The following is a 21,901-nucleotide window of genomic DNA, read 5'->3' as shown; positions in this document are numbered from 1 at the left end:
GCTCGGGGTGGGACCCGGGAGCGGGCCGGGGCGGGCCGGGGCGGGCCGCACGTCGTCCGGCTGCCGCGACCGGGCTCACCCGACGGCCCAGACCTCGTCGGGGTCGGCGGCCATCGAGGCGAGCATGGCCCGCAGCTCGGCGGGGGGCAGGCAGGCCGCCAGCCCCCGGGCCAGGAGCCGGGCCAGCCGGTAGGTCGGCAGGCTGTCCAGTGCCCGCTCCAGCGCGACGTTGGCCATGGCGCCGTCCCCGCGCAGCCACGCGCTCACCGCCAGCAGCGTGGCCGGGGCGGCATCGAGCGGGGCCGGGCCGCGGCGGGTGCACTCGGCCCACAGCATCTCGGCCCCGGCGGCGTCGTCCCCGAGGGCGAGGGTGAGCGCGCGGTCCCGCACCCGGACGTCGGCCAGTGCCCACAGCACGCCGGCCACCTCCCGGTCGGTCGGCCGGCCACCGGACCCGGGCCGGCAACGCCGCACGGCCGTTCGCACGGCGTCCCAGGACCGGCGGGCCTCGGCGTCCGGGTCGTCCCGCGCCGCCCGCGCACGGCGGCCCACCACCCGCCAGGTGACCGCCTCCATCGCGGCCCGGGCCGGGCCGTCGAGCGGTGCGACCCGGGCCTCCAGGGCCGCGCGGTCGCGGGCCACCACCTGCCCGGTGGCCACCGAGGCCGCCGCCAGAGCGGTGACTCCACCGGGCAGGGGCTCACCGGCCCCCGGCTCGCAGCACGGGTGCGGGCAGTCGTAGGACCACCACCGGCCGCCCCGCACGAGCAGCGTGTCGCGCACCGGGATGTCGAGCCCGGCCAGCGCGACGACCGCGTCGTGCACGACGTCGCGGTGCGGCAGGCCGGCGAGGGAGTCGCCGCCGGGCAGCGGCTCGCGGTCGTCGGGCGACTCGGACACGACTGCGACCACGACACCGGCCGGGTCGTCGGTGGCGACGCTCCTCGCCAGCGCGGACACGACCGCGGCCGACTGCGCCCGGGCCGGCAGGTCGGCGCGGACGGTGAGGCCGACCCGCCCGCCGCTCGGACCGCCGAGGGCCACCAGCACGACCGACTCGCGCGGGTGGAACCCGAGCAGGTACGGCAGCGCGGCCGCGATCTCGGCGGAGTCGGTGAGGCGCACCGTGGGGCGCAGGGGCTCGTCCATGCGCCGACCCTCGCCACCCGGCGTCCCCGGGCGGCCGGTGCACGGACATCTGTGGACCGACCCGGCGCCTGTGGACGCCCGGCGGGGACTCGTCGGTCCAGGGCCTGGCGCCTGCGCCGCGACGGCGACCGGGCCCCGTGGCGCGCAGGACGGTGCGGCAGGCGCACGGCGGCCCTCCTGCAGCATCCCGCCGGCCCCGTCCCGGGTCGGCCCCGTCCGGAGGCTCACCGTGAGCCTGCGGACGGTGAGGAGGACGGGGTACTCCTACGAGGCGCGGGGAGGTCGAAGGACCACCCTGCCCCCCTCCTCGCCCGCTCGGAGGGGCCCCTGCAGGGTGGCCTCAGAGCTCGTACTGGACGGCGCTGCGCGCGGCGAGGATCGGGCGCACGTGCTCGGCGATGACCTGCAGGTGCACCGGGTCGTCCGCGTAGCGCTGCCACGCCGCGACGTCCGGGAAGTCGGCCACCAGGGCGGTGTGCGCGTTGCCCTCCCGCAGCCCGGCGTCCGGGCCGACGGCGAAGGACGTCATCCCACCCACCTCGTCGGGCAGCCGGCGCAGGGCGGCCAGGGCCGCGGCCCGGCACTCCTCGTCGGCGTCGTCGGACCAGGTGAACAGGACGACGTGGCGCAGCACGGCCGCGATCCTGTCAGGCCCCGCCGCGGCAGCGAGGCCCGGGCACCGGTGAACCGGCCAGTAACAAGCGGTCGTAGAGTCGCCGACCATGGGACGGCCGCTGCGCATCGCACTGCTGTCCTACCGGAGCAAGCCGCACGGCGGCGGACAGGGCGTGTACGTCCGGGCCCTCTCCCGCGAGCTCGCCGCCCTCGGTCATGCGGTCACCGTGTTCAGCGGCCAGCCCTACCCCGAGCTGGACGACGGGGTGCCGCTCACCCGCGTGCCGAGCCTGGACCTGTACCGGGAGCCCGACCCGTTCCGGACCCCGCGGCCGTCGGAGTTCCGTGACCGGATCGACGTCCTGGAGTGGGCGACCATGTGCACGGCCGGCTTTCCGGAGCCGCTGACCTTCAGCCTGCGGGCGGCCCGGCTGCTGCTCCCCCGGGCCGACGGCCTGGACATCGTCCACGACAACCAGAGCCTGGGCTCCGGCCTGCTCCGGCTGGTCCGCGCGGGCGTGCCGACCGTCGCCACGGTGCACCACCCGGTCGCCATCGACCGCGGCCTCGAGCTCGCCGCCGCGCCGTCGCTGCGCCGGCGGGTCACCCTGCGCCGCTGGTACGGCTTCACCGCCATGCAGGCCCGCGTCGCGCCGCGGCTGGACGGCATCACCACCGTCTCGGAGAACTCCCGCCGCGACATCGAGACCCACCTCGGCGTCCCCGCCACGGGCGTCCGCGTGATCCCGGTGGGCATCGACCCAGACGTCTTCACCCCACCACCTCCGGACCGGCCCCGCGCCGCGGACTCGGTCGTGGTCACGACCAGCGCCGACGTCCCGCTCAAGGGGCTGGTGCACCTACTGGAGGCGGTGGCCAAGCTGCGCACCGAGCGGCCGGTGCAGCTGACCGTCGTCGGCACCGCGCGGCCCGGTGGCCCGGCCGAGGCGGCGCTGGACCGGCTGGCGCTCCGGGACGCCGTCCGCTTCACCGGCCCGCTGCCCGAGCCCGACCTCGTGCGACTCCTGCAGAGCGCCGCGGTCGTGGCCATCCCGTCGTTGTACGAGGGCTTCTCGCTGCCGGCGGTCGAGGCCATGGCCTGCGGCACGGCGCTGGTCACCACCGACGCCGGGGCGCTGCCCGAGGTGGTGGGCAGCAAGGCCGGCCTGCGGGTCCGCGCCGGGGACGTCGGCGAGCTGACCGCCGCCCTGCAGCTGGTCCTGGACTCGCCGTCGCTGGCCGAGCAGCTGGGCCGGGCCGGACGGCGCCGGGTGCTGGCCTCCTACACCTGGCGGTCGACCGCAGAACGGACGGCGGAGTGGTACCGCGAGGTGCTCGAGCGCAAGGGCCGGCTGTGACGACGACGCGGAAGGGAGCGGCGCACCGGTGTTGACCGTCGACTACGACCGGCTGGACCTGCGGCCGGGGATGACCGTCCTCGACCTGGGCTGTGGCGAGGGCCGGCACGCCTTCGAGGCCTACCGCCGGGGCGCCGAGGTGGTCGCCGTCGACCGGGGCGTGTCCGAGGTCGAGACGACGAAGCGCTGGCTCGACGCGCTCGCGCAGGCCCGCGAGACCCCGGCGGGGGCGGCCTACGAGGTGGTGCGCGCCGACCTGCTGGCGCTGCCCTTCCCCGACGCGAGCGTCGACCGGGTCATCGCCGCCGAGGTCCTCGAGCACATCCCCGACGACGCCGCGGCGCTGACCGAGATCACCCGTGTGCTCAAGCCCGGCGGCCGGGCGGTGGTGACCGTGCCGCGCTACGGACCGGAGCGGGTCTGCTGGGCGCTGTCGGACGCCTACCACGCCAACGAGGGCGGCCACATCCGCATCTACCGCGGCGACGTGCTGCGCGCCCGGCTGGCCGCCGCCGGCCTGGTGCCGGGCGGGCAGCACCACGCGCATGCGCTGCACGCGCCGTTCTGGTGGCTCAAGTGCGCGGTCGGCGTCGAGCGGAATCCCGTCGCCGTCCGCGCGTACCACCGGCTGCTGGTGTGGGACCTGACGGAGCGGCCGTGGCCGACCCGGGTCGCCGAGCGGCTGCTCGACCCGGTGATCGGGAAGAGCCTGGTGGTCTACGCGAGCAAGCCGGCGGCGGCGGTCCCGGTGAGCGGGTCGGAGCTGGAGCGGACCGCTGTCTGACCTGCTCCCCGAGCTGCCCGGCGTCCTCAGCGGGCAGCAGGTGCGCGCCACCGTCGCGGCCATCGCTGCCGAGCAGGACGCCGACGGCGCGCTGCCCTGGTTCCGCGGCGGCCAGCTCGACCCGTGGGACATGGTCGAGGCGGCGATGGCCCTCGACGTGGGCGGCGAGCACGGGCGGGCGCGGGCGGCCTACCGCTGGCTGGCCCGCCGGCAGCGGCCCGACGGGTCGTGGGCGGCCGAGTACCGGGCCGGTGTCGAGACCGCCCCCGCCGCGGAGAGCAACCACGCCGGGTACCTGGCGGTCGGGATCTGGCACAGCTGGCTGTGCACCGGTGACGAGGAGCTGGTCGGCGCGCTGTGGCCGGCCGTGCGCCGCGGCCTGGACCTGGTGACCCGCATGCAGCTGCCCGGCGGCGCCGTCGGCTGGGCGCTGCGCCCCGACGGCACCGCCGACGACACCGCGCTGCTCACCGGCAACGCGAGCCTGTTCCAGGCGCTGCGCTGCGGGGTGGCGCTGGCCGGCCTGCTGGGGCAGCCGCAGCCGGACTGGGAGCTGGCCGTCACCGACCTGGGCACCGCGCTGCGCACCCGGCCCGAGGCCTTCGCCGACCGGTCGCGCTACTCGATGGACTGGTACTACCCGGTCCTCGGCGGCGCGGTCACCGACGTCGCGGCCGACGCCCGGCTGGCCGCCGACTGGGACCGGTTCGTCGTCCCCGGGCTGGGCGCCCGCTGCGTCGCCGACCGGCCGTGGGTCACCGGCGCGGAGACCTGCGAGCTGGCGCTGGCGCTGGCGGCGACCGGTCGGCCGGACGCCGCGCTGGAGCAGGTGGCGGCGATGCAGCACCTGCGGGCCGACGACGGGTCCTACTGGACCGGCTACGTCTACCCCGACGACGCCCGCTGGCCGGTCGAGCGGACGACGTGGACCGCGGCGGCCGTCGTCCTCGCCGCCGACGCGCTCTCCGGCGCGACCGGGGCCTCCGGTCTGTTCACCGGCCCGGGGGCGCTGCCGGTGACCGGGACCGAGACCTCACGGGAAACGGCGGGTTGGCTTCCCGGCGGCGCGGGCAGGGGAAGGCCGTGAGCAGCCCCGCCCGTCCCGACGACGTGACCGTCGTGGTCATGAGCCAGAACCGCCGCGAGGACCTCCTCGCCACGCTGCCGCGCCACGAGGCACCGGTCGTGCTGGTCGACAACGCCTCCACCGACGGCACCGTCGAGGCGGTGCGCGCGACCCTGCCCGAGGTCACCGTGCTGCCGCAGGAGCACAACACCGGCTCCTACGCCCGCACGGTCGGCGTCGAGCACGCCGGCACAGCGTTCGTGGCGTTCGCCGACGACGACTCCTGGTGGGCGCCCGGCGACCTCGCCCGCGCGGCGGAGATCATGCGGGCCCACCCCCGGCTGGCGGTGCTCAACGCCCGGATCCTGGTCGGCCCCCAGGAGCGGCTCGACCCGATCTGCGCGGAGATGGCCCGGAGCCCGCTGGGCACGCCGGCCGACCTGCCCGGCCCGGCGCTGCTGGGCTTCGTCGCCTGCGGCGCGATGGTCCGCACCGAGGCGTTCCTCGCGGTCGGCGGCTTCGACGACGTCGTCCGCTTCCCCGGTGAGGAGGAGCGGTTGGCCCTCGACCTGGCCGCGGCCGGCTGGGGCATGGCCTACGTCGACGGGGTCACCGTGCACCACCATCCCTCGCCCCGGCGGCACGCCCCCGAGCAGCGGCGGGCGGCGATCTGGCGCAGCCGGCTGCTCACCGCGGTGATGCGCCGTCCGTGGCCCGACGTGGGCCGCCTGGTACTGGAGGCGCTGCGCACCGGGGCACCCGGGCGGCGCGGGGTGCTGCGCGCCATCCCCGAGGTGCCGGCCGCGCTGCGCCGCCGCCGGGTCGTCCCGGAGCGCGTCCGCGCCGACCTGCGCATGCTGGCCGAGGCCACGACGTGAGGAAGGACCCGCGGGTCGCCGTTGTCGTCATCACCCATCAGCGCCGCGACGAGGTGCTGCTCGCGCTCTCCCGGTTGGTCGCACTGCCCGAGCAGCCGCATGTCGTCGTCGTCGACAACGGCTCCACCGACGGAACGGCGGCGGCGGTCGCGGAGCGCTTTCCCGAGGTCGAGCTCGTCGCCAGCCCGGAGAACCTCGGCGCGATCGGCCGCAACGTCGGCGTGGCCCGGGTGGACACGCCCTACGTCGCCTTCTGCGACGACGACACCTGGTGGGATCCGGGCTCGCTGCGCACCGCCGCCGACGTCCTCGACGCACACCCGCGGCTGGCGGTGGTGACCGCGCGAATCCTCGTCGAGCCCGGCGGCCGGGAGGACCCGATCGTGCTCGAGCTGCGCGACTCCCCCGTCCGCGGCGCCGACTGGCTGCCCGGCCCGGCGCTCGGCTCCTTCCTCGCCGGCGCCTCGGTCGTGCGGCGCGAGGCGTTCACCGACGTGGGGGGCTTCTGCGAGCGGCTGTGGCTGGGCGGCGAGGAGGAGCTCATGGCCGGCGACCTGGCCGCCGCCGGCTGGGAGCTGTGCTACCTGCCCCGGCTCACCGTGCACCACCAGGCGTCGCAGGCGCGGGACTCCCACCGTCGGCGCCGCGACGGCATCCGCAACACCCTCTGGACGACGTGGCTGCGCCGGCCGCTGCGCCCGGCGCTGCGCCGCACGCTGCACCTGCTGCGGACCCTCCCGCGCGACCGCGTCACCGTCGAGGGCCTGCTGGCCGCGGCGCGCGGGCTGCCGTGGGTGCTGCGCGAGCGGCGGGTGCTGCCCCCGCACGCCGAGGCCCGCTTCGCCGCACTCGAGCAGGCTCAGCGGACCTCCACCGCCCGCCGCTACGTGAGCTGACGCGCCTACGCTCCGGGGCGTGGACCGGACGACGCTGCGGCTCATGCCGGACTACACCGCCGAGTGGCCGCTGTGGGACGGCGGGATGGTCACGCCCTCCGACCTCGGCCTCTCCGACGGGCTCGCCGCGGAGCTGCAGGCGTGGCAGCGCTTCTTCGACGCCCACTTCCACTGGGACGGCGGCTGGGACAGCCCGGCGGCCCAGCGGTGCTTCGACGACCGGGCGCACCGGCTCCACCGGGCGGTGCAGGCCGAGCTGCCGGACGTCGACGTCGAGCTCGATCTGTGGACGACGCCAGGATCCGGCGGGGCCGAGCGTCGCGGTCCGCTCGCGCTCCAGCGCCTCTCCCCCGCCCGGCCGCTCAGTGCTCACGGCGCAGCAGCCGCAGGGAACCGGTGCCCGGCACCTCGGTGAAGTCCCCCGATGCGAGCACCCGCCGGTAGACGCCGTAGGGCGCCTGCCCGCCGTCGGCCGGATCGGGGAAGACGTCGTGGATGGCCAGCGTGCCGCCGACGGCCAGCTTGGCCACCCAGGCGTCCTGGTCGCGGCGGGCGGACTCCTCGGTGTGGCTGCCGTCGAGGAACAGCAGCGCCAGCGGGGTCGACCACAGCGGGGCGAGGGTCTCCGAGCGGGTGACGACGGCGACGACGACGTCCTCGGCGCCGGCGTCGGCGATCGTCCGGCGGAACCGCGGCAGGGTGTCGATGCGCCCGACGGCCGGGTCGACCAGTGACGGGTCGTGGTACTCCCAGCCGGGCTGGTGCTCCTCCGAGCCGCGGTGGTGGTCGACGGTGACCACCTGCCGTCCGGTCTCGCGGGCCGCCGCGGCCAGGTAGAGCGCCGACCTCCCCATCCAGCTGCCTACCTCCAGCAGCGGCCCCGGGGCGGCGACCGCCCGGGCCGCCTCGTAGAGCGCCGTCCCCTCGTCGTCGGGCATGAAGCCGGGAGCGGCGCGGGCGGCGGCGAGCAGTTGAAGGATCCCGTCCTCCTCCCGCCTCGCACGCTCGGCGCGAGCCTCGGGACGGGGCCGATCCGCGCTCACCGGGCGAGCCGGGCGCGCAGGGCGGTCATCCGCCGCTCGGTCGCCGCGCCGGCGGCCTTGGCGAAGAACGCGCCGGCCGCCGTCGTCACCGGGACGGCGAGGACGAGCGCGATCGAGCCGACCAGCGTCCGGATCACCTCCTCGGCCAACGCCGAGCTGGTGAGGACGACGTCCCACGGCTGTGCGTAGACCTCGAAGAGGATGAGCAGCGGCAGCGAGGCACCGGCGTAGGCGAAGACGATGGTGTAGACCGTCGAGGCGATGTGGTCGCGGCCGACCGCCATCCCGCGGCGGTAGAGCTCCCGCCCGGTCATCTCCGGGTCGACCTCGTGCAGCTGCCAGATCGCCGAGGCCTGGGTGATCGTCACGTCGTTGAGCACCCCGAGCCCGGCGACGACGACGCCGGCGAGCACCAGGCCGGAGAAGTCGAGAGCCGGGTCGTACTGCAGCAGCGTGGTGGTCTCCTCGCTGGTCAGTCCGGTGAGCCGGGCCGTGGCCACCGACACCGCCCCGAGGACGGCGACCAACGCCAGGCCGAACAGGGTGCCGACCAGCGCCGTCGTCGTCCGGGCGGAGAACCCGTGCGCCAGGTAGAGGACGACGAACATGATCGCCGCCGAGCCCACCAGGCTGACCAGGGTCGGCGAGGAGTCCCCCAGCAGGCCGGGCAGCAGGAACTGCAGCATCACGAAGAAGGCGAACGCCAGCCCGACCAGCGCGGCCAGCCCGCGCAGCCGCGCCACGGCCACGACGACGAGGGCGAAGGCAACGGTCAGGGCGATGATCGGCAGGTCGCGGTCGTAGTCGAAGAACCCGTACTGGGCGCCGCCTTCGACGCCGGCGTCTCGCGTGAGGACGAGGACGTCGCCCACCTCGATGCCGGCGGCGTAGACCTCCGCCGGGAGCTCGAGCTGCTGGAACTCCCCCGCGCCGTCCCCGTCGAGCACCTCGACCACGACGGTGGCGCAGGTCAGCTGCTGGGCCGGCCGGCCCTCCCCGCCGGCCAGCGAGCAGTCGAACGGCTCGACGGCCGAGACCCGGCCCTCGGGGTAGGTGGTGCCCGGCGGGAGGAACAGCTCGGCGGCCTGCTCGGCGCGGGTCGGCTCGTCGCCCGGCCACAGCGCGACCAGCCCCACGAGCGTGGCCAGGCCGACCGGCACGAGCAGCAGCAGCATGAGCCAGACCGCCCGCCGTCGCCGGGCGAGGACCTCCGGCGGAGGGGGCGGCGCGTCCCGGTCGGGACCGTGGCTGTGGGGATGGCTCGGCGGCACCCGGCCAGGCTAGGAGCCTCGCCCGGCGCGCCCGGCCACCGCACCGGCCCTCGGCGCGGCGGCTCAGCTCTCGCGCGGCCGCTCCTCGCCGGACTGCACGCCGGGGTTCTCCTCCACCGGGAAGCGCAGCCACAGCCCGGAGAGCTGCAGCGGCCGGGAGACCGCCGAGGGCGGCGCCACCAGGACCACGTCGACGCCGCGCGGCTGGCCGAGCTTCTGCAGTTGCACCAGCACGGCCATGCCGGCGGAGTTGACGTAGCTGACCGCCCGGAGGTCCAACCGCACCTGCCGCAGGTCGGGTCGGTCCAGCAGCAGGTCGGTCATCGTCCGGACCAGAGGACGCCGCGCGCCCTCGGTCAGCTCCCCGGCGACGGTCAGCGTGGGGACGTCGCCGTCCAGGGCGGTCGTCACCTCCGGCTCCACGTCCCCGCGGCGGTGCCCGTCCGGTTCCCCCTGCGCTCGGGATGCGCTGGTGTCGTCCACGCCATCCTCCTGCCCCGCAGGGCCGGAGATCACGCGCGGCCGCTGGTGTCCGGCGCCATCGCGGTCCGAGCCGGCAGCCGGCCTCCGACGCCGGGGCCCGGGCGAGTGGCGCGGGGCTCCGACCCTGCTGGGCCGCAACCTGCGGCCGGCGACCCCGACCTCGTCCGGCGGCTGTGGGCGGCCTCGGCCGAGCTGATCGGCGTGGACCTGCCCGTCCCGGCGTCCGAGCGTGCGGGAGCAACTGTGCGCGGTGGACATTTACACGGTATCCGATGGAGGTAATCTATAGTTCCCGCTGGAGGTTAACCCTCGGAAGCGAACACACCGGAATCACCCCAGGAGGTGCACAGCCATGGCCATGCTGACCGCCTACGACCCGTTCGCCGCCACGTCCGCCGCCTTCCGGGCGCTGGACCAGCTGACCGGCCGGACCGGTTCGACCGCCCGCCCGCTGTCGGGCATGCCGATGGACGCCTACCGCGTGGGCGACAGCTTCGTCGCCCACTTCGACCTGCCCGGCGTCGACCCCGGCTCGATCGACCTCTCGGTCGAGGGCACCACGCTCACCGTGACCGCCGAGCGCTCCGTGCCCCGGCTGGAGAACGCCGAGTGGGCGATCGCCGAGCGGCCGTTCGGCAGCTACACCCGCCAGCTGGTCCTCGGCCGGAGCCTGGACACCGACCGGCTCGAGGCGAGCTACCACGACGGCGTGCTCACGATCAGCATCCCGGTCGCCGAGAAGGCGCGGGCCCGCAAGATCACGGTCACCCGCACGGACACGCCGGTCGCCGTCGAGGGGCGCACCATCGAGGGCGAGCCCTCGGAGGAGAAGGCCGTCGAGAGCTGACCGGCGGCACACCCCGCGGGGGCCGGGTCCGTGCGGACCCGGCCCCCGCGCCATCGGAGCCCGGAGGACCGAGATGACCACACCCGGCCGCCGGGGCGACGCGCGCGGCAGCGACCCCCTCGGGCGCCTGGACGACCCGGACTTCCCCGCGCTGACCATGAGCCAGGCCGCCGCGCTGCTCGGCGTCCAGGCGGCCTTCCTGCGCAGCCTGGACACCTCCGGCGTCCTGCAGCCGCACCGCTCCCCCGGCGGGCACCGCCGCTACTCCCGACACCAGCTCGCCCTGGCCGCGCGGCTACGCGCCCTGCTCGACGAGGGGCACACGCTCGCCTCGGCGGAGGTGATCCTCGGCCTGCAGGACGAGCTGGCCGGCGCACGGGCCGACACCGAACGGCTGCAGGCCACGGTCGACCGACTGCGCGACAGGGACGCCCGCGCCGACGGGTGACCGGCATCGCATGCGCGTCATGCCCTAGGGGGGTATGGTTGGTGTCGAGCGCCCACCGAGACGCCGGGAGGACCCTGTGGAGAGCACCGCCGCGAGTCAGCACGGCTACATCCACCGCAAGGACGACTACCTCAAGCGGCTGCGCCGCATCGAGGGCCAGGCCCGCGGGCTGCAGCGGATGGTCGAGGACGAGAAGTACTGCATCGACATCCTCACCCAGGTCTCGGCGATGACGAAGGCGCTGCAGTCGGTCGCCCTGGGTCTGCTCGAGGAGCACATGGCGCACTGCGTCGTCCAGGCCGCGCAGACCGGTGGGCGCGAGGCCGACGACAAGGTCCGCGAGGCCTCCGAGGCCATCGCCCGCCTCGTCCGTTCCTGACCCCCCAGCCCGAGAGGAACACCTTCATGAGCACCGCCACCTACACCGTCGTCGGCATGACCTGCGGCCACTGCGTGAACGCGGTGACCGAGGAGGTCAGCGCCGTCCCCGGGGTCACCGCCGTCGACGTCGACCTGGCCAGCGGCGGCCTGACCGTCACCAGCAGCGAGCCGGTCGACGAGGGCGCCGTCCGCGCCGCCGTCGAGGAGGCCGGCTACGAGGTCGCCGGCAGCTGACCCGAGAGGACCCGCCATGCAGACGCCCACGCGGCTGGCCGTCGTCGCCGTCGGCCTCGGTGCCGTCTTCGCCGCCGCCGTGGGCGTCGGCGCGGCGGTCGGGCCGATCGGCGCCCCGGAGCCACACGAGAACGCACCGGCGACCGATGTCCCGGCCACCTCCGGGTACGTCCTCGACGTGCTCGACGAGCAGCCCCCGGCCGGGACGACGACGGTGGAGTTCCGGGTGCTCGGCTCCGACGGTGCCCCGGTGCTCGACTACACGGAGGAGCACGGCGAGGACCTGCACCTGGTCGCCGTCCGGAGCGACCTGTCCGGCTACCAGCACGTGCACCCCGAGATGGCGGCCGACGGGACGTGGACGGCTCCGCTGACCCTGGCCCCGGGCAGCTGGCGGCTGGTCGCCGACACCACCCCCGCCGCCTCGGGTGAGGACCTCGCGCTGACCGGTGACCTCAAGGTGGCCGGCAGCTACGACCCGCAGCCGCTGCCGGAGCCGAGCGCGGTCGCCGAGGTCGACGGCTACACCGTCGTCCTGACCGGGGACCTGGCCGCCGGGCAGGAGTCGGAGCTGACGTTCAGCGTGAGCCGGGACGGCGTCCCGGTCACCGACCTGCAGCCCTACCTCGGCGCCTACGGCCACCTGGTGGCGCTGCGGGACGGCGACCTCGAGTACCTGCACGTGCACCCCGTCGAGGACGACGCCGTGGCTCCGGCCCCGGGGCCGCACGTGGAGTTCGCCACGACCGCGCCGTCCGCCGGTACGTACCGGCTGTTCCTGGACTTCCGGCACGGCGACGCCGTGCACACCGCCGCCTTTCCCGTCCGGGTGAGCCCGGGCGCCGGTGAGGCGGCACCCGACGAGCCCGCCGGCCACGGCCACGGCGGTTGAGGAGCCCCGCGATGAGCACTCCCGAGGTCCGCACCGGTGACGTCGAGCTGATCATCGGCGGCATGACCTGCGCGTCCTGCGCCGCCCGCGTCGAGAAGAAGCTCAACCGGATGGACGGCGTCACCGCGACGGTCAACTACGCCACCGAGAAGGCGCGGGTCAGCTACGGCGGCGACGTCACGCCCGAGGACCTGATCGCCACCGTCGAGCAGACCGGCTACACCGCGGCCCTGAAAGAGGACCCCCCTGCCCCCCGCCACTCGCAGGCTCGCGGCGGGTCCCTGCAGGGGGGCCGCGGTGCAACGCCGGCGGACGACGACCGGGTGCGCCCGCTGCGGCAGCGGCTGCTGGTCTCCATCCTGCTCACCGTCCCGGTCGTCGCGATGGCGATGGTCCCGGCGCTGCAGTTCACCTACTGGCAGTGGCTCTCGCTCACCCTCGCCGCGCCGGTCGTCGTCTGGGGCGGGCTGCCGTTCCACCGCGCCGCCTGGACCAACCTGCGGCACGGCGCGGCCACCATGGACACCCTGGTCTCGCTGGGTACCGGCGCGGCGTTCCTCTGGTCGCTGTACGCGCTGTTCCTCGGCACCGCCGGTGAGCCGGGCATAACGCACCCCTTCGAGCTGACCATCGCCCGCACCGACGGCAGCGCCAACATCTACCTCGAGGCCGCCGCCGGGGTGACCACGTTCCTGCTGGCCGGGCGCTACGCCGAGGCCCGCTCCAAGCGGCGGGCCGGCGCCGCGCTGCGGGAACTGCTGGAGCTCGGCGCCAAGGAGGTCACGGTGCTGCGCGGCGGCACCGAGACGCGGGTGCCGGTCGACCGGCTGGCCGTGGACGAGCTGTTCGTCGTCCGGCCCGGAGAGAAGATCGCCGCGGACGGCGTGGTGACCGAGGGCGCCTCGGCCGTCGACGCCTCGATGCTGACCGGCGAGTCGGTGCCGGTCGAGGTCGGCCCGGGCGACGCCGTCGTCGGCGCCACCGTCAACGCCGGCGGCCGGCTGGTCGTCCGCGCCACCCGGGTCGGGTCCGACACCCAGCTCGCGCAGATGGCCCGGCTGGTCGAGGAGGCGCAGAACGGCAAGGCCGAGGTGCAGCGGCTGGCCGACCGGGTGTCCGGCGTCTTCGTGCCGGTCGTGCTGGCTCTCGCCGTCGCGACGCTCGGCTTCTGGATCGGCGCCTCCGCCGGCCTGCCCGCCGCCTTCACCGCCGCGGTCGCGGTGCTGATCATCGCCTGCCCGTGCGCGCTGGGGCTGGCCACGCCGACCGCCCTCATGGTCGGCACCGGTCGGGGCGCCCAGCTCGGCATCCTCATCAAGGGCCCCGAGGTGCTGGAGTCCACCCGCGCCGTCGACACCGTGGTGCTCGACAAGACCGGCACCGTCACCACCGGGCGGATGACGCTGCACGACGTCGTCCCGGCCGCCGGCGAGGACGCCGACCGGGTGCTGGCGCTGGCCGGTGCGCTGGAGTCCGGCTCCGAGCACCCGATCGCCCGGGCGGTCGCCGAGGCGGCCGCCGCGCGCACCGGTCCGCTGCGGCCGGTCGAGGGCTTCGCCAACGAGGCCGGGCTCGGGGTGCGCGGCGTCGTCGACGGGACGTCGGTACTGATCGGTCGGGCCGGCCTGTTGGCGCGCGAGGGCGTGTCCGTCCCGGCGGAGCTCTCGGACGCGCAGGCGGCCGCCGAGGCTGCCGGCCGGACCGCCGTGCTCGTCGCGGAGGACGGCGCCGCCCGCGGGGTGCTCGCCGTCGCCGACGCGGTCAAGGAGACCTCGGCGGAGGCGGTCCGCCAGCTCCGCGACCTGGGGCTGCACCCGGTGCTGCTGACCGGCGACAACGAGACGGTGGCGCGGGCGGTCGCCGCCGAGGTCGGCATCGACGAGGTGGTGGCCGAGGTGCTGCCGCAGGAGAAGGTGGACGCCATCCGCCGGCTGCAGGGCGAGGGTCGGGTCGTGGCCATGGTCGGCGACGGGGTGAACGACGCCGCCGCACTGGCGCAGGCCGACCTGGGGCTGGCGATGGGCACCGGCACCGATGTCGCGATCCAGGCCTCGGACCTCACCCTGGTGCGCGGCGACCTGCGGGTGGCGGCGGACGCGATCCGGCTGGCCCGGCGCACGCTGGCCATCATCAAGGGCAACCTGTTCTGGGCGTTCGCCTACAACGTCGCGGCGATCCCGCTGGCCATGGCCGGGCTGCTCAACCCGATGATCGCCGGGGCCGCGATGGCGTTCAGCTCGGTGTTCGTGGTGACCAACAGCCTGCGGCTGCGCCGGTTCGCCCCGCTGCCGGGCAACGCGGCCGCGGCCACCGCCGTCCCGGCCGGCCACCGCACCGCCGACAGCGCCGTCACTGCCTGACCCGGCGCACGAACCGGCGGAGCTCCTCGACCAGCAGGTCGGGGACCTCCATCGCGGCGAAGTGTCCACCGCGGGGCAACTCGGTCCACGACACCAGGTCGACCGCCTCCTCCACCGCCGCGCGGGGCGGCCGGGCGAGGTCGTGCGGCAGCACCGCCACGCCGGTGGGCACGTCGCGCGACCACCCGGGGGTGGGCGCGTGCGCGCGCTCCCAGTAGAGCTGCGCCGACGACGGCCCGGTACGGGTGAACCAGTAGACGGCGACGTTGGCCAGCAGCTGCTCGTCGTCGACCTCGCCGGCCGGGTCGGTCCAGTCGACGAACCGCTCGGCGATCCAGGCGAGCAGCCCGGCCGGCGAGTCGGTCAGCGCAGGAGCCAGCGACAGCGGCCGGGTCGACTGCAGCTTGTTGTAGCCGGCCAGCTCACGTCCGTAGTGCTTCCACCGCTGGGCCGCGGCGGGGTCGTCCGAGACGTCGATCCCCGGTGTCATCGTCACGTGCAGCCCGGCGACGTGCGCGCCGTCGGCGACGGCGAGGTCGCGCCCGACGTGGGAGCCCCAGTCGCCGCCGTGGACGACGTAGCGGTCGTAGCCGAGGCGGGCGACGAGCTCGGCGATCGCGCGAGCCATCCGGGCCGGCGTCCACCCGCCGTCCGGCGTCGGCCCGGAGAAGCCGAACCCGGGCAGCGACGGGACGACGAGGTGCGCCGCGTCGGCCGGGTCGCCGCCGTGCGCCGCGGGGTCGCTCAGCGGCCCCAGCACGCGCAGGAACTCCACCACCGAGCCCGGCCAGCCGTGCAGCAGCACCAGCGGGGCGGCGTCCGGCTCCGGGGACCGCACGTGCAGCGCGTGCACCCGGGCGCCGTCCACGATCGTCGCCACCTGCGGCCAGGCGTTGAGCGCGGCCTCCTGCGCGCGCCAGTCCCATGTGGTCGCCCACCGCTCCGCCAGCGTGCGGACCCGCTCGACGGGGATGCCGCGCTCGCCGGACAGGTCCTGCGCGACCGGCCAGCGGGTGCGCCGGAGCCGATAGGTGAGGTCGTCGACGTCCTGCTGCGGGACGTCGATGCGGAAGGGGGTCACGGCCGTCTCGGACACCTCCGGGAGCCTGCTCCTTACCCGCCGACCCGGCGACCTAGAACGGTGGTGGGTCGTCGGCGGGGTCGGGTGCCGGTGGTGGCTGCTCGGGTGGGCGGGTGAGCACGCGGGGTCCGGTGAGCTGGAGGCCGGGTGGTCGGCTGGTGCGGGTGACGCCGGCGGGGGTGGTGACGGTGAGGATGCCGTCGGGGGTCATCGTGTAGGTCCAACCCGGGGCGAAGGTCTTGAGTCGATGGTGCCGCCGACACAGACAGCACAAGTTCGAGCAGTCGGTGGCCCCGCCGGCGGCGTGCGGAATGACGTGGTCGGCGTCCGCCCAGCCGGCCCGGTTGTCGCAGCCGGGGTGCCGACAGCTGCGGTCGCGGGTGGTGATGAACCGGTCCTGCGCCGCGGTGGGCTGGTAGGCGTCGGTCGGTGCGGGCCGGGTGATCACCGGGCAGCCGCAGTCGCTCCCCGGGTGGTCGCGGCAGCCGCGCCGGCCGGCGGCGCGCAGCTCGCGCAGCGTGGCGAGGGCCTGCAGGGCGCCTGCGTCGTCGGTGAAGGAGAAGGTCAGGCTGCCCCCGGGCGGTGCTTGGAGGCCGATGGCGTCGAGTTGGGCGAGCAGGTCGCGCACGTGCGCGGCGGTGATCGGCGTGCCGGCCACCGCGCCGGTCGGCTCGACCACCGATCCGGGCCGGGCGAACGCCGGCGGCACCGGGGCGCCGGAGGCGAGGAACCGCTCCGGGGTCAGCGCGCCGATCGGCACCTGCACCTCGACGTGGGCGGCCACCGGCTCGGTGACCAGCCAGGGCCGCAGCACCAGGTCGGCCAGGATTCCCGACCGCAGCATCCCGATCGGCCGCTCGTCGCCGGCCTGCTTGGCCCGCCAGGCCAGCTCGTCGATGGTGGCCTGGCACGCCGCGGCCAGCTCGTCGGGCATGCCGGCGACCAGCTCGCTGATCCCGTCGCCGACCGGACGGCGGCGGACGTTGACCGCTCGGTGCGCCTGCTCGCGGCGGCGATCCGACGCCGCGGCGTTCCGGGCGGCCAACTCGGCGCGCAGCCGCTCCTTGAGCTTGCGCACCGACAACCCGGCGGCGTCGGGCAGCACCGCGGCCTCCACCGCGGCGACGATGTCGGGGTCGGTGTCGCGGATCTTCCAGCCGAGTTCGGCGGCCATGGCCCGGGCCCGCGGCCAGTCCAGCCGGCCCTGGGTCAGCTCGGCGTGAGTGGCCCGCAGCGGGCCGGTCAGCGTCAGCGCGTACTCGGTCAGCGTGGTCGCCGTCGCCCGCGCGCAGTTCACCGTCAAGGCCAGTTCGTCGGCGAAGAACTCGCTCACCCCCTCCGGCGCCCCCACGCCCGGCACCGCGTCGTTCCCGGCGTCAGCCGCGGCACCGGGCTGACCGGGCTGCCGGTCGGCCGAGGCCGGCCGGTCGGCGGCGAGCGCAGCCACCAGCTCCAGCTCGTAGGCGGCCAGTTCGGCCTTGAGCTGCTGCACCCGCTGCAGCTCCAGCGCCTTCTCCTCCGGCGAGCGGGCGTGCACCGGCAGCAGCTCACCCAGCGACGGCCACGCCGTCCCCGGCGGCGCGACCAACGGCAACTCGACGTCGGTCACCGTCAGACCGACGCCGTAGCCACCACCGATGAACACACCACGAACCTACGGCGCAGGTACGACACTTTCGGGCTTGACCTGCGAAGACGCGGTCGAGGACGTGGGTCAGCGGGTGAGTGCAGCAGGGGTGACCTCACCCATCCACGCGAGGCGAGCAGCCCGCCGAGTCGATCATGGGGATGTTGCCGGCGACACGCGCGGACACACCGTCCGGGGCGGCACAAACCCCATGATCGACAGCGGTCGGACGACGTCAGAGCGCAGCGGGCAGCAGTAGCAGGACGGTCGGGACCAGGAGGAGCAGGCCGGCCGACAGCAGCGCGAGCGCCCGCGCCCAGGCCGGCACGGGGGACGGCGGCTCGAGCAGCCGCACCACCCGCGCACCGACCGCGCTGCCGGTGACGGCGAGCGCCCCGGACGGCACCCCCGCTCCCCCGGCGCCGCCGGCCGCGACGACGATCGCCTGGGCCAGCGTCCGACGCGGCGCCGGACCGGGCAGCGAGCCCAGCGCCACGTCGTCGGCGCGCATCTCCACCAGCGTGCGCACCGCCGCGTGCGCGCGGGCCGCGGCGAGCAGCACCGGCAGCGCCGCCTCCCACGCCACGAACGGCAGCAGGTACAGGTGGTGGTGCTCGCGCAGGTGCGCCCGCTCGTGCGCGACGACCGCGGCGAGCTGCGCGTCGTCGAGCTCGGCGACCATCCCGGAGGAGAGCACCAGCAGCGGCCGCGCGCCCGGGATGCAGAACGCCACCGGGGCCGGGTGCTCGAGCAGCCGGGCGTCGGGCTGGGTCGACGGCCGGACCAGCACCTCCAGCAGGTCGCGGTGCCGGCGGCGGGCGCGTGCGGTTCGCACCCACGACAGCAGCAGGACGCCGACCAGCTCGGCGGCGAGCACGCCGGCGAGGGTCAGCGTGACCCAGTGGTCGCCGCGCACCGCGGCCTCGGCGGACCGGCCGGTGACCACCGACCACGCGGCCTCGGGCAGCGAGGAACCCCACGGCGCCAGGCCGTGCACCAGCAGCGCCCCGATGATCGACAGGCCACCGGCCAGCCCGACGGCCTGCCAGCAGACCAGGGCCACCAGCGGGTCGCGGCGCGGCCACCGGGCGCGGGCCAGCAGCGCCGGCACCGGCCACGCCAGCAGCGCGGCCAGCACGGCGAGGGCGGCCGCGGTGGCGGGCAGCATCGGTCGGGGTGGCGGGGTGGGCCGGATGCTCAGCGGTTGATGTCGTCCGGACCGGTCGCCCGGGCCAGCAGCTCGCGCAGCAGCCGGGCCTCGTCGGGGTCGACGCCGCCGACGAAGCGGGCCAGCACCGCCTGCCGGTCACCGGCCTGACCGAGCACCTCGTGCATCAGCTCGGCGGCGTGGTCCTCGCGGCTGCCGCGCGCCCGGAAGCGGCGTGGCCGGGCGTCGTCGTGGACGACGAAGCCCTTGTGCTCCAGCCGGCTCAGCACGGTGTGCACGGTGGTGAGCGCCAGGCCGCGATCGGCCAGACCGTCGCGCAGCTCGGTCGCGGCGATCGGGCCGTCGGCCGACCAGAGCCGGTCCATGACCGCGCGCTCGAGCTCTCCCAACGACGCCACGTGCCCTCCTGTCCTCCGGATCACACAGCTTCTTTCTACCGAACGTAGAAGACCGTGTTCTACTTGACGTAGAAGATCGTACGTCGCCAGGGAGGGGCCCGCCGTGGACGTCCTGGACATCGCCCGCTGGCAGTTCGGCATCACGACCGTCTACCACTTCCTGATGGTCCCGCTGACCATCGGCCTGGGGCTCCTGGTCGCCGTCATGCACACGATGTGGGTGCGGACCGACAAGCCCGAGTGGCTGCGGATGACCCGGTTCTGGGGCCGCATCTACCTGATCAACTTCGTGCTCGGCGTGGCCACCGGCCTGGTGCAGGAGTTCCAGTTCGGCCTGGCCTGGAGCGAGTACTCGCGCTTCGTCGGCGACGTCTTCGGCTCGCTGCTGGCACTGGAGGCGCTGCTGGCCTTCTTCCTCGAGTCGACCTTCCTGGGCCTGTGGATCTTCGGCTGGGGCCGCATCCCGAAGAAGCTGCACCTGGCCGCGCTGTGGGCCGCGGTCGTCGGCTCGATCGTCAGCGCGTACTTCATCATCGCGGCCAACTCCTGGATGCAGCACCCGGTCGGGGTCGAGGTCGACGACGCCACCGGCCGCCCGGTGCAGGTCGACTTCCTCGCCGTCCTGTCCAACAACACCGCGCTGGCCGCCTTCACCCACGCGATCGTCGCCGCCCTCATGGTCGCCGGCGCGCTGCTGGTCGGCATCGGACTGTGGCACCTGCGGCGGCGGAAGCTGGCCGAGCAGCCGGAGACCGACGTCGACCACCGCGTGTGGCGCCGCTCGGTGCGGCTGGGCGGCTGGGTGTCGCTGGCCGCGTTCGTCCTCGTCGCCCTCACCGGTGACTGGCAGGGCAAGCTCATGTACGCCCAGCAGCCGCTGAAGATGAGCTCGGCCGAGGCGCTGTGCGAGACCGAGGCGCCGGCCCCGTTCTCGGTCTTCGCCTGGGGCAAGCTCGGCTCCAACGAGTGCGACGACGTCCACTCGATCACCGTTCCCGGGCTGGTGTCCTTCCTCGCCCACGGCGACTTCTCCAGTGCCGTGCCCGGCGTCAACGAGCTGCAGGAGGAGTACGCCGCGGTCTACGGCGAGACCTACCCCGACGACCCGTCGCGCTTCGGCGCGCTGGCCGGCGAGGAGATCGACTACACACCGCTGCTGGCGGTCAGCTACTGGAGCTTCCGGCTGATGATCGGCATGGGCGCGGTCTCGGCCGGGATCGCCGCCTATGCGCTGTGGGCGACGCGGAAGGGCCGGGTGCCGACCTCGCGGATCGGCGTGTACGGCGCACTGCTCGCCGTCGCGGCGCCCTTCGTGGCCAACGCGACCGGGTGGATCTTCACCGAGATGGGCCGTCAGCCCTTCGTCGTGTACCCGAACCCCGACGTCCCGGTGGGCGAGCAGACGTGGTTCTTCACCGCCCAGGCCGTCTCCCCCGGCGTCACCGCCGCCGAGGTCTGGACGTCGCTGTCGCTGCTGACCCTCGTCTACGGCGCGCTGGCCGTCGTCGAGCTGTGGCTGATCACCCGGTTCGTGCGCCGCGGCGTTTTCACCGGGGACGGCGCCCCGACGCCCGGCACCCCGACCGAAGGGGCGCCGGAGTCCCGCGAGGACACCGACGACGACGTCCTCTCCTTCGCCTACTGAGGAGCTCCCCCGTGGACCTGCAGACCCTCTGGTTCGCCGCCGTCGCGCTGCTGTGGACCGGCTTCCTGCTGCTCGAGGGCTTCGACTTCGGCGTCGCTGCGCTGCTGCCCGTGCTCGGCCGGCGTCCCGCCGACCGGCACCTCATGCTGCGCACCATCGGCCCGCTCTGGGACGGCAACGAGGTGTGGCTGATCACCGCGGTCGGTGCGGTGTTCGCCGCCTTCCCCGGCTGGTACGCCACCTGGCTGCCGGCGCTGTACCTGCCGTTCGTGCTGGTGCTCTTCGGGCTGATCGTCCGGGCGGTCGCCTTCGAGTGGCGGCACTCCCACTCCACCGACGCGTGGGATACCACCTGGACGCGGGTCATCACCGGCGGCTCGCTCGTCGCCGCGGCCGGTATCGGCGCCGCGCTCGGGGCCACCACCCTCGGCCTGCCGCTCGGCGAGGGCGGCACCCGGGTCGGCGGCGCGTTCTCCGGGCTGGGCTGGCCGGCGCTGCTGGGCGCGGTCGCCGTCCTGGCCTTCTCGGTCGTGCACGGCGCGGTGTTCCTGTCGCTGAAGACCGACGGCCCGGTGCGGGTCGCCGCCCGGCGCTTCGCGCTGCGGTGGGCGCCGGGAGCCGCGCTGCCGCTGCTGGCCTGGGCCGGCCTGGTGCACCTGCGGTACGGGACGCCGGTCACCGGGGCGCTGTGGCTGGCCGCGGCGCTGGCGGTGCTGGTCGCCTGGGCGCGGCTGCGCGTCGGCCGCGAGGGCCAGGCGTTCGCGGCCTGGGGTGCGATGCTGGCCGCGGCGGCGACCACGATCTTCGGTGCTGCGTACCCGGTCGTCGCCCCCTCGACGATCGACTCCGCGTTCGACGTCACCGTGGCCGACGCCTCGGTCAGCGACTACACGCTGACCGTGATGACCTGGGCCGCGGCGGTCGGACTGCCGGTGGTCCTGGGCTACCAGGCCTGGACCTACTGGGTGTTCCGCACGCGGCTGACCGCCGAACCACAGCACGGCGAGCCCGCCGGGACGCACGCGTGACCCGCCGACATCGCGATGACGGCGGTTCGCGGGGGCCGCTCGGGGAGCTGGCCGGCGTTCCGGGGGTGACCGGGGCACTGCTCCGGGCCGCGCTCGCCGCGCTCGGCCAGGTCGCCGGACTGGTGCTGCTGGCGGCCGGCCTGGCACACGCAGTGGCCCGCGCGGCCGGCCAGACCGACGGCGCGGTGACCGGGCCGCTGCTCGTCGCGGCCGTCGGTGTCGTGCTCCGCGCACTCGCCGGGTGGGCCG

24 protein-coding genes are annotated in these 21,901 nt (G+C 75.4%); 15 read left to right on the top strand and 9 right to left on the bottom strand.

Annotated features, from left to right (window positions below; translation table 11 throughout):
* Positions 1-75 precede the first annotated feature (75 nt).
* Entirely contained in the window at positions 76-1,149 is a 1,074-nt protein-coding gene (locus E4P41_RS14940; protein WP_135142063.1) for a DUF4192 domain-containing protein, read from the bottom strand.
* 340 nt (positions 1,150-1,489) lie between these two features.
* Positions 1,490-1,783, bottom strand: coding sequence for a Dabb family protein (locus E4P41_RS14935; RefSeq protein WP_135142062.1), 294 nt, complete (start codon positions 1,781-1,783; stop codon positions 1,490-1,492).
* Positions 1,784-1,871: 88 nt separating this feature from the next.
* Here E4P41_RS14935 and E4P41_RS14930 point away from each other — a divergent pair, with 88 nt between their 5' ends.
* From E4P41_RS14930 to E4P41_RS14905, 6 genes are read left to right on the top strand one after another with little or no spacing between them, the layout of a single operon-like run.
* Positions 1,872-3,122: a glycosyltransferase family 4 protein gene (locus E4P41_RS14930; RefSeq protein WP_135142061.1), complete on the top strand. Its 1,251-nt coding sequence runs from the start codon at positions 1,872-1,874 to the stop codon at positions 3,120-3,122.
* A gap of 28 nt (positions 3,123-3,150) precedes the next feature.
* Positions 3,151-3,906 carry a class I SAM-dependent methyltransferase gene (locus E4P41_RS14925; RefSeq protein WP_135142060.1) on the top strand — a complete coding sequence of 252 codons (756 nt, stop codon included), beginning with the start codon at positions 3,151-3,153 and terminating at the stop codon, positions 3,904-3,906.
* 40 nt (positions 3,907-3,946) lie between these two features.
* Positions 3,947-4,993, top strand: coding sequence for a prenyltransferase (locus tag E4P41_RS14920; RefSeq protein WP_245177366.1), 1,047 nt, complete (start codon positions 3,947-3,949; stop codon positions 4,991-4,993).
* Positions 4,990-5,850: a glycosyltransferase gene (locus E4P41_RS14915; protein WP_245177365.1), complete on the top strand. Its 861-nt coding sequence runs from the start codon at positions 4,990-4,992 to the stop codon at positions 5,848-5,850. Before E4P41_RS14920 ends, E4P41_RS14915 begins: the two co-directional genes overlap by 4 nt.
* Positions 5,847-6,746, top strand: coding sequence for a glycosyltransferase (locus tag E4P41_RS14910; RefSeq protein WP_135142058.1), 900 nt, complete (start codon positions 5,847-5,849; stop codon positions 6,744-6,746). Before E4P41_RS14915 ends, E4P41_RS14910 begins: the two co-directional genes overlap by 4 nt.
* A 19-nt stretch (positions 6,747-6,765) precedes the next feature.
* Positions 6,766-7,161 carry a hypothetical protein gene (locus E4P41_RS14905; RefSeq protein WP_135142057.1) on the top strand — a complete coding sequence of 132 codons (396 nt, stop codon included), beginning with the start codon at positions 6,766-6,768 and terminating at the stop codon, positions 7,159-7,161.
* On the opposite strand, the gene E4P41_RS14900 is transcribed toward E4P41_RS14905, so the two are convergent.
* The 3 genes from E4P41_RS14900 to E4P41_RS14890 form a co-directional block, all read right to left on the bottom strand.
* The gene (locus E4P41_RS14900; protein ID WP_245177364.1) at positions 7,109-7,789 is read right to left on the bottom strand and encodes a class I SAM-dependent methyltransferase; all 681 of its coding nucleotides are present in this window, start codon (positions 7,787-7,789) and stop codon (positions 7,109-7,111) included. The two genes, E4P41_RS14905 and E4P41_RS14900, sit on opposite strands and share 53 nt — an antisense overlap.
* Positions 7,786-9,060 carry a YibE/F family protein gene (locus tag E4P41_RS14895; RefSeq protein WP_135142056.1) on the bottom strand — a complete coding sequence of 425 codons (1,275 nt, stop codon included), beginning with the start codon at positions 9,058-9,060 and terminating at the stop codon, positions 7,786-7,788. Before E4P41_RS14895 ends, E4P41_RS14900 begins: the two co-directional genes overlap by 4 nt.
* Before the next feature lie 63 nt (positions 9,061-9,123).
* Complete coding sequence (locus tag E4P41_RS14890) at positions 9,124-9,543, bottom strand: STAS domain-containing protein (protein WP_135142055.1); 420 nt, start codon at positions 9,541-9,543, stop codon at positions 9,124-9,126.
* 352 nt (positions 9,544-9,895) lie between these two features.
* Here E4P41_RS14890 and E4P41_RS14885 point away from each other — a divergent pair, with 352 nt between their 5' ends.
* The 6 genes from E4P41_RS14885 to E4P41_RS14860 all read left to right on the top strand — a co-directional run bounded on the left by E4P41_RS14885 (position 9,896) and on the right by E4P41_RS14860 (position 14,705).
* A complete protein-coding gene (locus E4P41_RS14885) occupies positions 9,896-10,390 on the top strand; it encodes an Hsp20/alpha crystallin family protein (protein WP_135142054.1) in 495 nt (164 codons plus the stop codon).
* 73 nt (positions 10,391-10,463) lie between these two features.
* Positions 10,464-10,838 carry a MerR family transcriptional regulator gene (locus E4P41_RS14880; RefSeq protein WP_135142053.1) on the top strand — a complete coding sequence of 125 codons (375 nt, stop codon included), beginning with the start codon at positions 10,464-10,466 and terminating at the stop codon, positions 10,836-10,838.
* A gap of 76 nt (positions 10,839-10,914) precedes the next feature.
* A complete protein-coding gene (locus E4P41_RS14875) occupies positions 10,915-11,217 on the top strand; it encodes a metal-sensitive transcriptional regulator (protein WP_209307732.1) in 303 nt (100 codons plus the stop codon).
* A gap of 26 nt (positions 11,218-11,243) precedes the next feature.
* Positions 11,244-11,453, top strand: coding sequence for a heavy-metal-associated domain-containing protein (locus E4P41_RS14870; RefSeq protein WP_135142051.1), 210 nt, complete (start codon positions 11,244-11,246; stop codon positions 11,451-11,453).
* Between the two features lie 16 nt (positions 11,454-11,469).
* A complete protein-coding gene (locus E4P41_RS14865; RefSeq protein ID WP_135142050.1) occupies positions 11,470-12,345 on the top strand; it encodes a hypothetical protein in 876 nt (291 codons plus the stop codon).
* Positions 12,346-12,356: 11 nt separating this feature from the next.
* On the top strand, positions 12,357-14,705 hold the full coding sequence (locus E4P41_RS14860) for a heavy metal translocating P-type ATPase (RefSeq protein WP_135142049.1): 2,349 nt from the start codon (positions 12,357-12,359) through the stop codon (positions 14,703-14,705).
* Here E4P41_RS14860 and E4P41_RS14855 read toward each other — a convergent pair.
* The 4 genes from E4P41_RS14855 to E4P41_RS14840 form a co-directional block, all read right to left on the bottom strand.
* Entirely contained in the window at positions 14,695-15,801 is a 1,107-nt protein-coding gene (locus tag E4P41_RS14855; protein WP_209307731.1) for an epoxide hydrolase family protein, read from the bottom strand. The genes E4P41_RS14860 and E4P41_RS14855 overlap by 11 nt on opposite strands.
* Before the next feature lie 37 nt (positions 15,802-15,838).
* Positions 15,839-17,431, bottom strand: a complete 1,593-nt coding sequence (locus E4P41_RS14850) for an HNH endonuclease signature motif containing protein (protein ID WP_135142048.1) — start codon at positions 17,429-17,431, stop codon at positions 15,839-15,841.
* A 217-nt stretch (positions 17,432-17,648) separates the two neighbouring features.
* Positions 17,649-18,581 carry a M56 family metallopeptidase gene (locus tag E4P41_RS14845; RefSeq protein ID WP_135142047.1) on the bottom strand — a complete coding sequence of 311 codons (933 nt, stop codon included), beginning with the start codon at positions 18,579-18,581 and terminating at the stop codon, positions 17,649-17,651.
* 29 nt (positions 18,582-18,610) lie between these two features.
* Positions 18,611-18,979, bottom strand: a complete 369-nt coding sequence (locus E4P41_RS14840; protein ID WP_135142046.1) for a BlaI/MecI/CopY family transcriptional regulator — start codon at positions 18,977-18,979, stop codon at positions 18,611-18,613.
* A gap of 103 nt (positions 18,980-19,082) precedes the next feature.
* Here E4P41_RS14840 and E4P41_RS14835 point away from each other — a divergent pair, with 103 nt between their 5' ends.
* The 3 genes from E4P41_RS14835 to E4P41_RS14825 form a co-directional block, all read left to right on the top strand.
* Positions 19,083-20,624: a cytochrome ubiquinol oxidase subunit I gene (locus E4P41_RS14835; RefSeq protein ID WP_135142045.1), complete on the top strand. Its 1,542-nt coding sequence runs from the start codon at positions 19,083-19,085 to the stop codon at positions 20,622-20,624.
* Between the two features lie 11 nt (positions 20,625-20,635).
* A complete protein-coding gene (cydB, locus tag E4P41_RS14830; protein ID WP_135142044.1) occupies positions 20,636-21,652 on the top strand; it encodes a cytochrome d ubiquinol oxidase subunit II in 1,017 nt (338 codons plus the stop codon).
* Positions 21,649-21,901, top strand: a 253-nt coding sequence (locus E4P41_RS14825) for a hypothetical protein (protein WP_209307730.1), incomplete at its 3' end; no start/stop codon positions are given. The genes cydB and E4P41_RS14825, both read left to right, overlap by 4 nt.

This window comes from Geodermatophilus sp. DF01-2 (assembly GCF_004571065.1).
Taxonomy (GTDB): domain Bacteria; phylum Actinomycetota; class Actinomycetes; order Mycobacteriales; family Geodermatophilaceae; genus Geodermatophilus.
The sequence above is the reverse complement of the archived record's forward strand: the minus strand, read 5'-3'. Positions and strand labels throughout refer to the sequence as shown.

Bases quoted from the DNA above. Each gene is read 5' to 3' on its own strand.
- E4P41_RS14885 (WP_135142054.1), top strand. From the start codon at position 9,896: ATGGCCATGCTGACCGCCTACGACCCGTTCGCCGCCACGTCCGCCGCC.
- E4P41_RS14940 (WP_135142063.1), bottom strand. From the start codon at position 1,149: ATGGACGAGCCCCTGCGCCCCACGGTGCGCCTCACCGACTCCGCCGAG.
- E4P41_RS14860 (WP_135142049.1), top strand. From the start codon at position 12,357: ATGAGCACTCCCGAGGTCCGCACCGGTGACGTCGAGCTGATCATCGGC.
- E4P41_RS14930 (WP_135142061.1), top strand. From the start codon at position 1,872: ATGGGACGGCCGCTGCGCATCGCACTGCTGTCCTACCGGAGCAAGCCG.
- E4P41_RS14865 (WP_135142050.1), top strand. From the start codon at position 11,470: ATGCAGACGCCCACGCGGCTGGCCGTCGTCGCCGTCGGCCTCGGTGCC.
- E4P41_RS14880 (WP_135142053.1), top strand. From the start codon at position 10,464: ATGACCACACCCGGCCGCCGGGGCGACGCGCGCGGCAGCGACCCCCTC.
- E4P41_RS14870 (WP_135142051.1), top strand. From the start codon at position 11,244: ATGAGCACCGCCACCTACACCGTCGTCGGCATGACCTGCGGCCACTGC.
- E4P41_RS14845 (WP_135142047.1), bottom strand. From the start codon at position 18,581: ATGCTGCCCGCCACCGCGGCCGCCCTCGCCGTGCTGGCCGCGCTGCTG.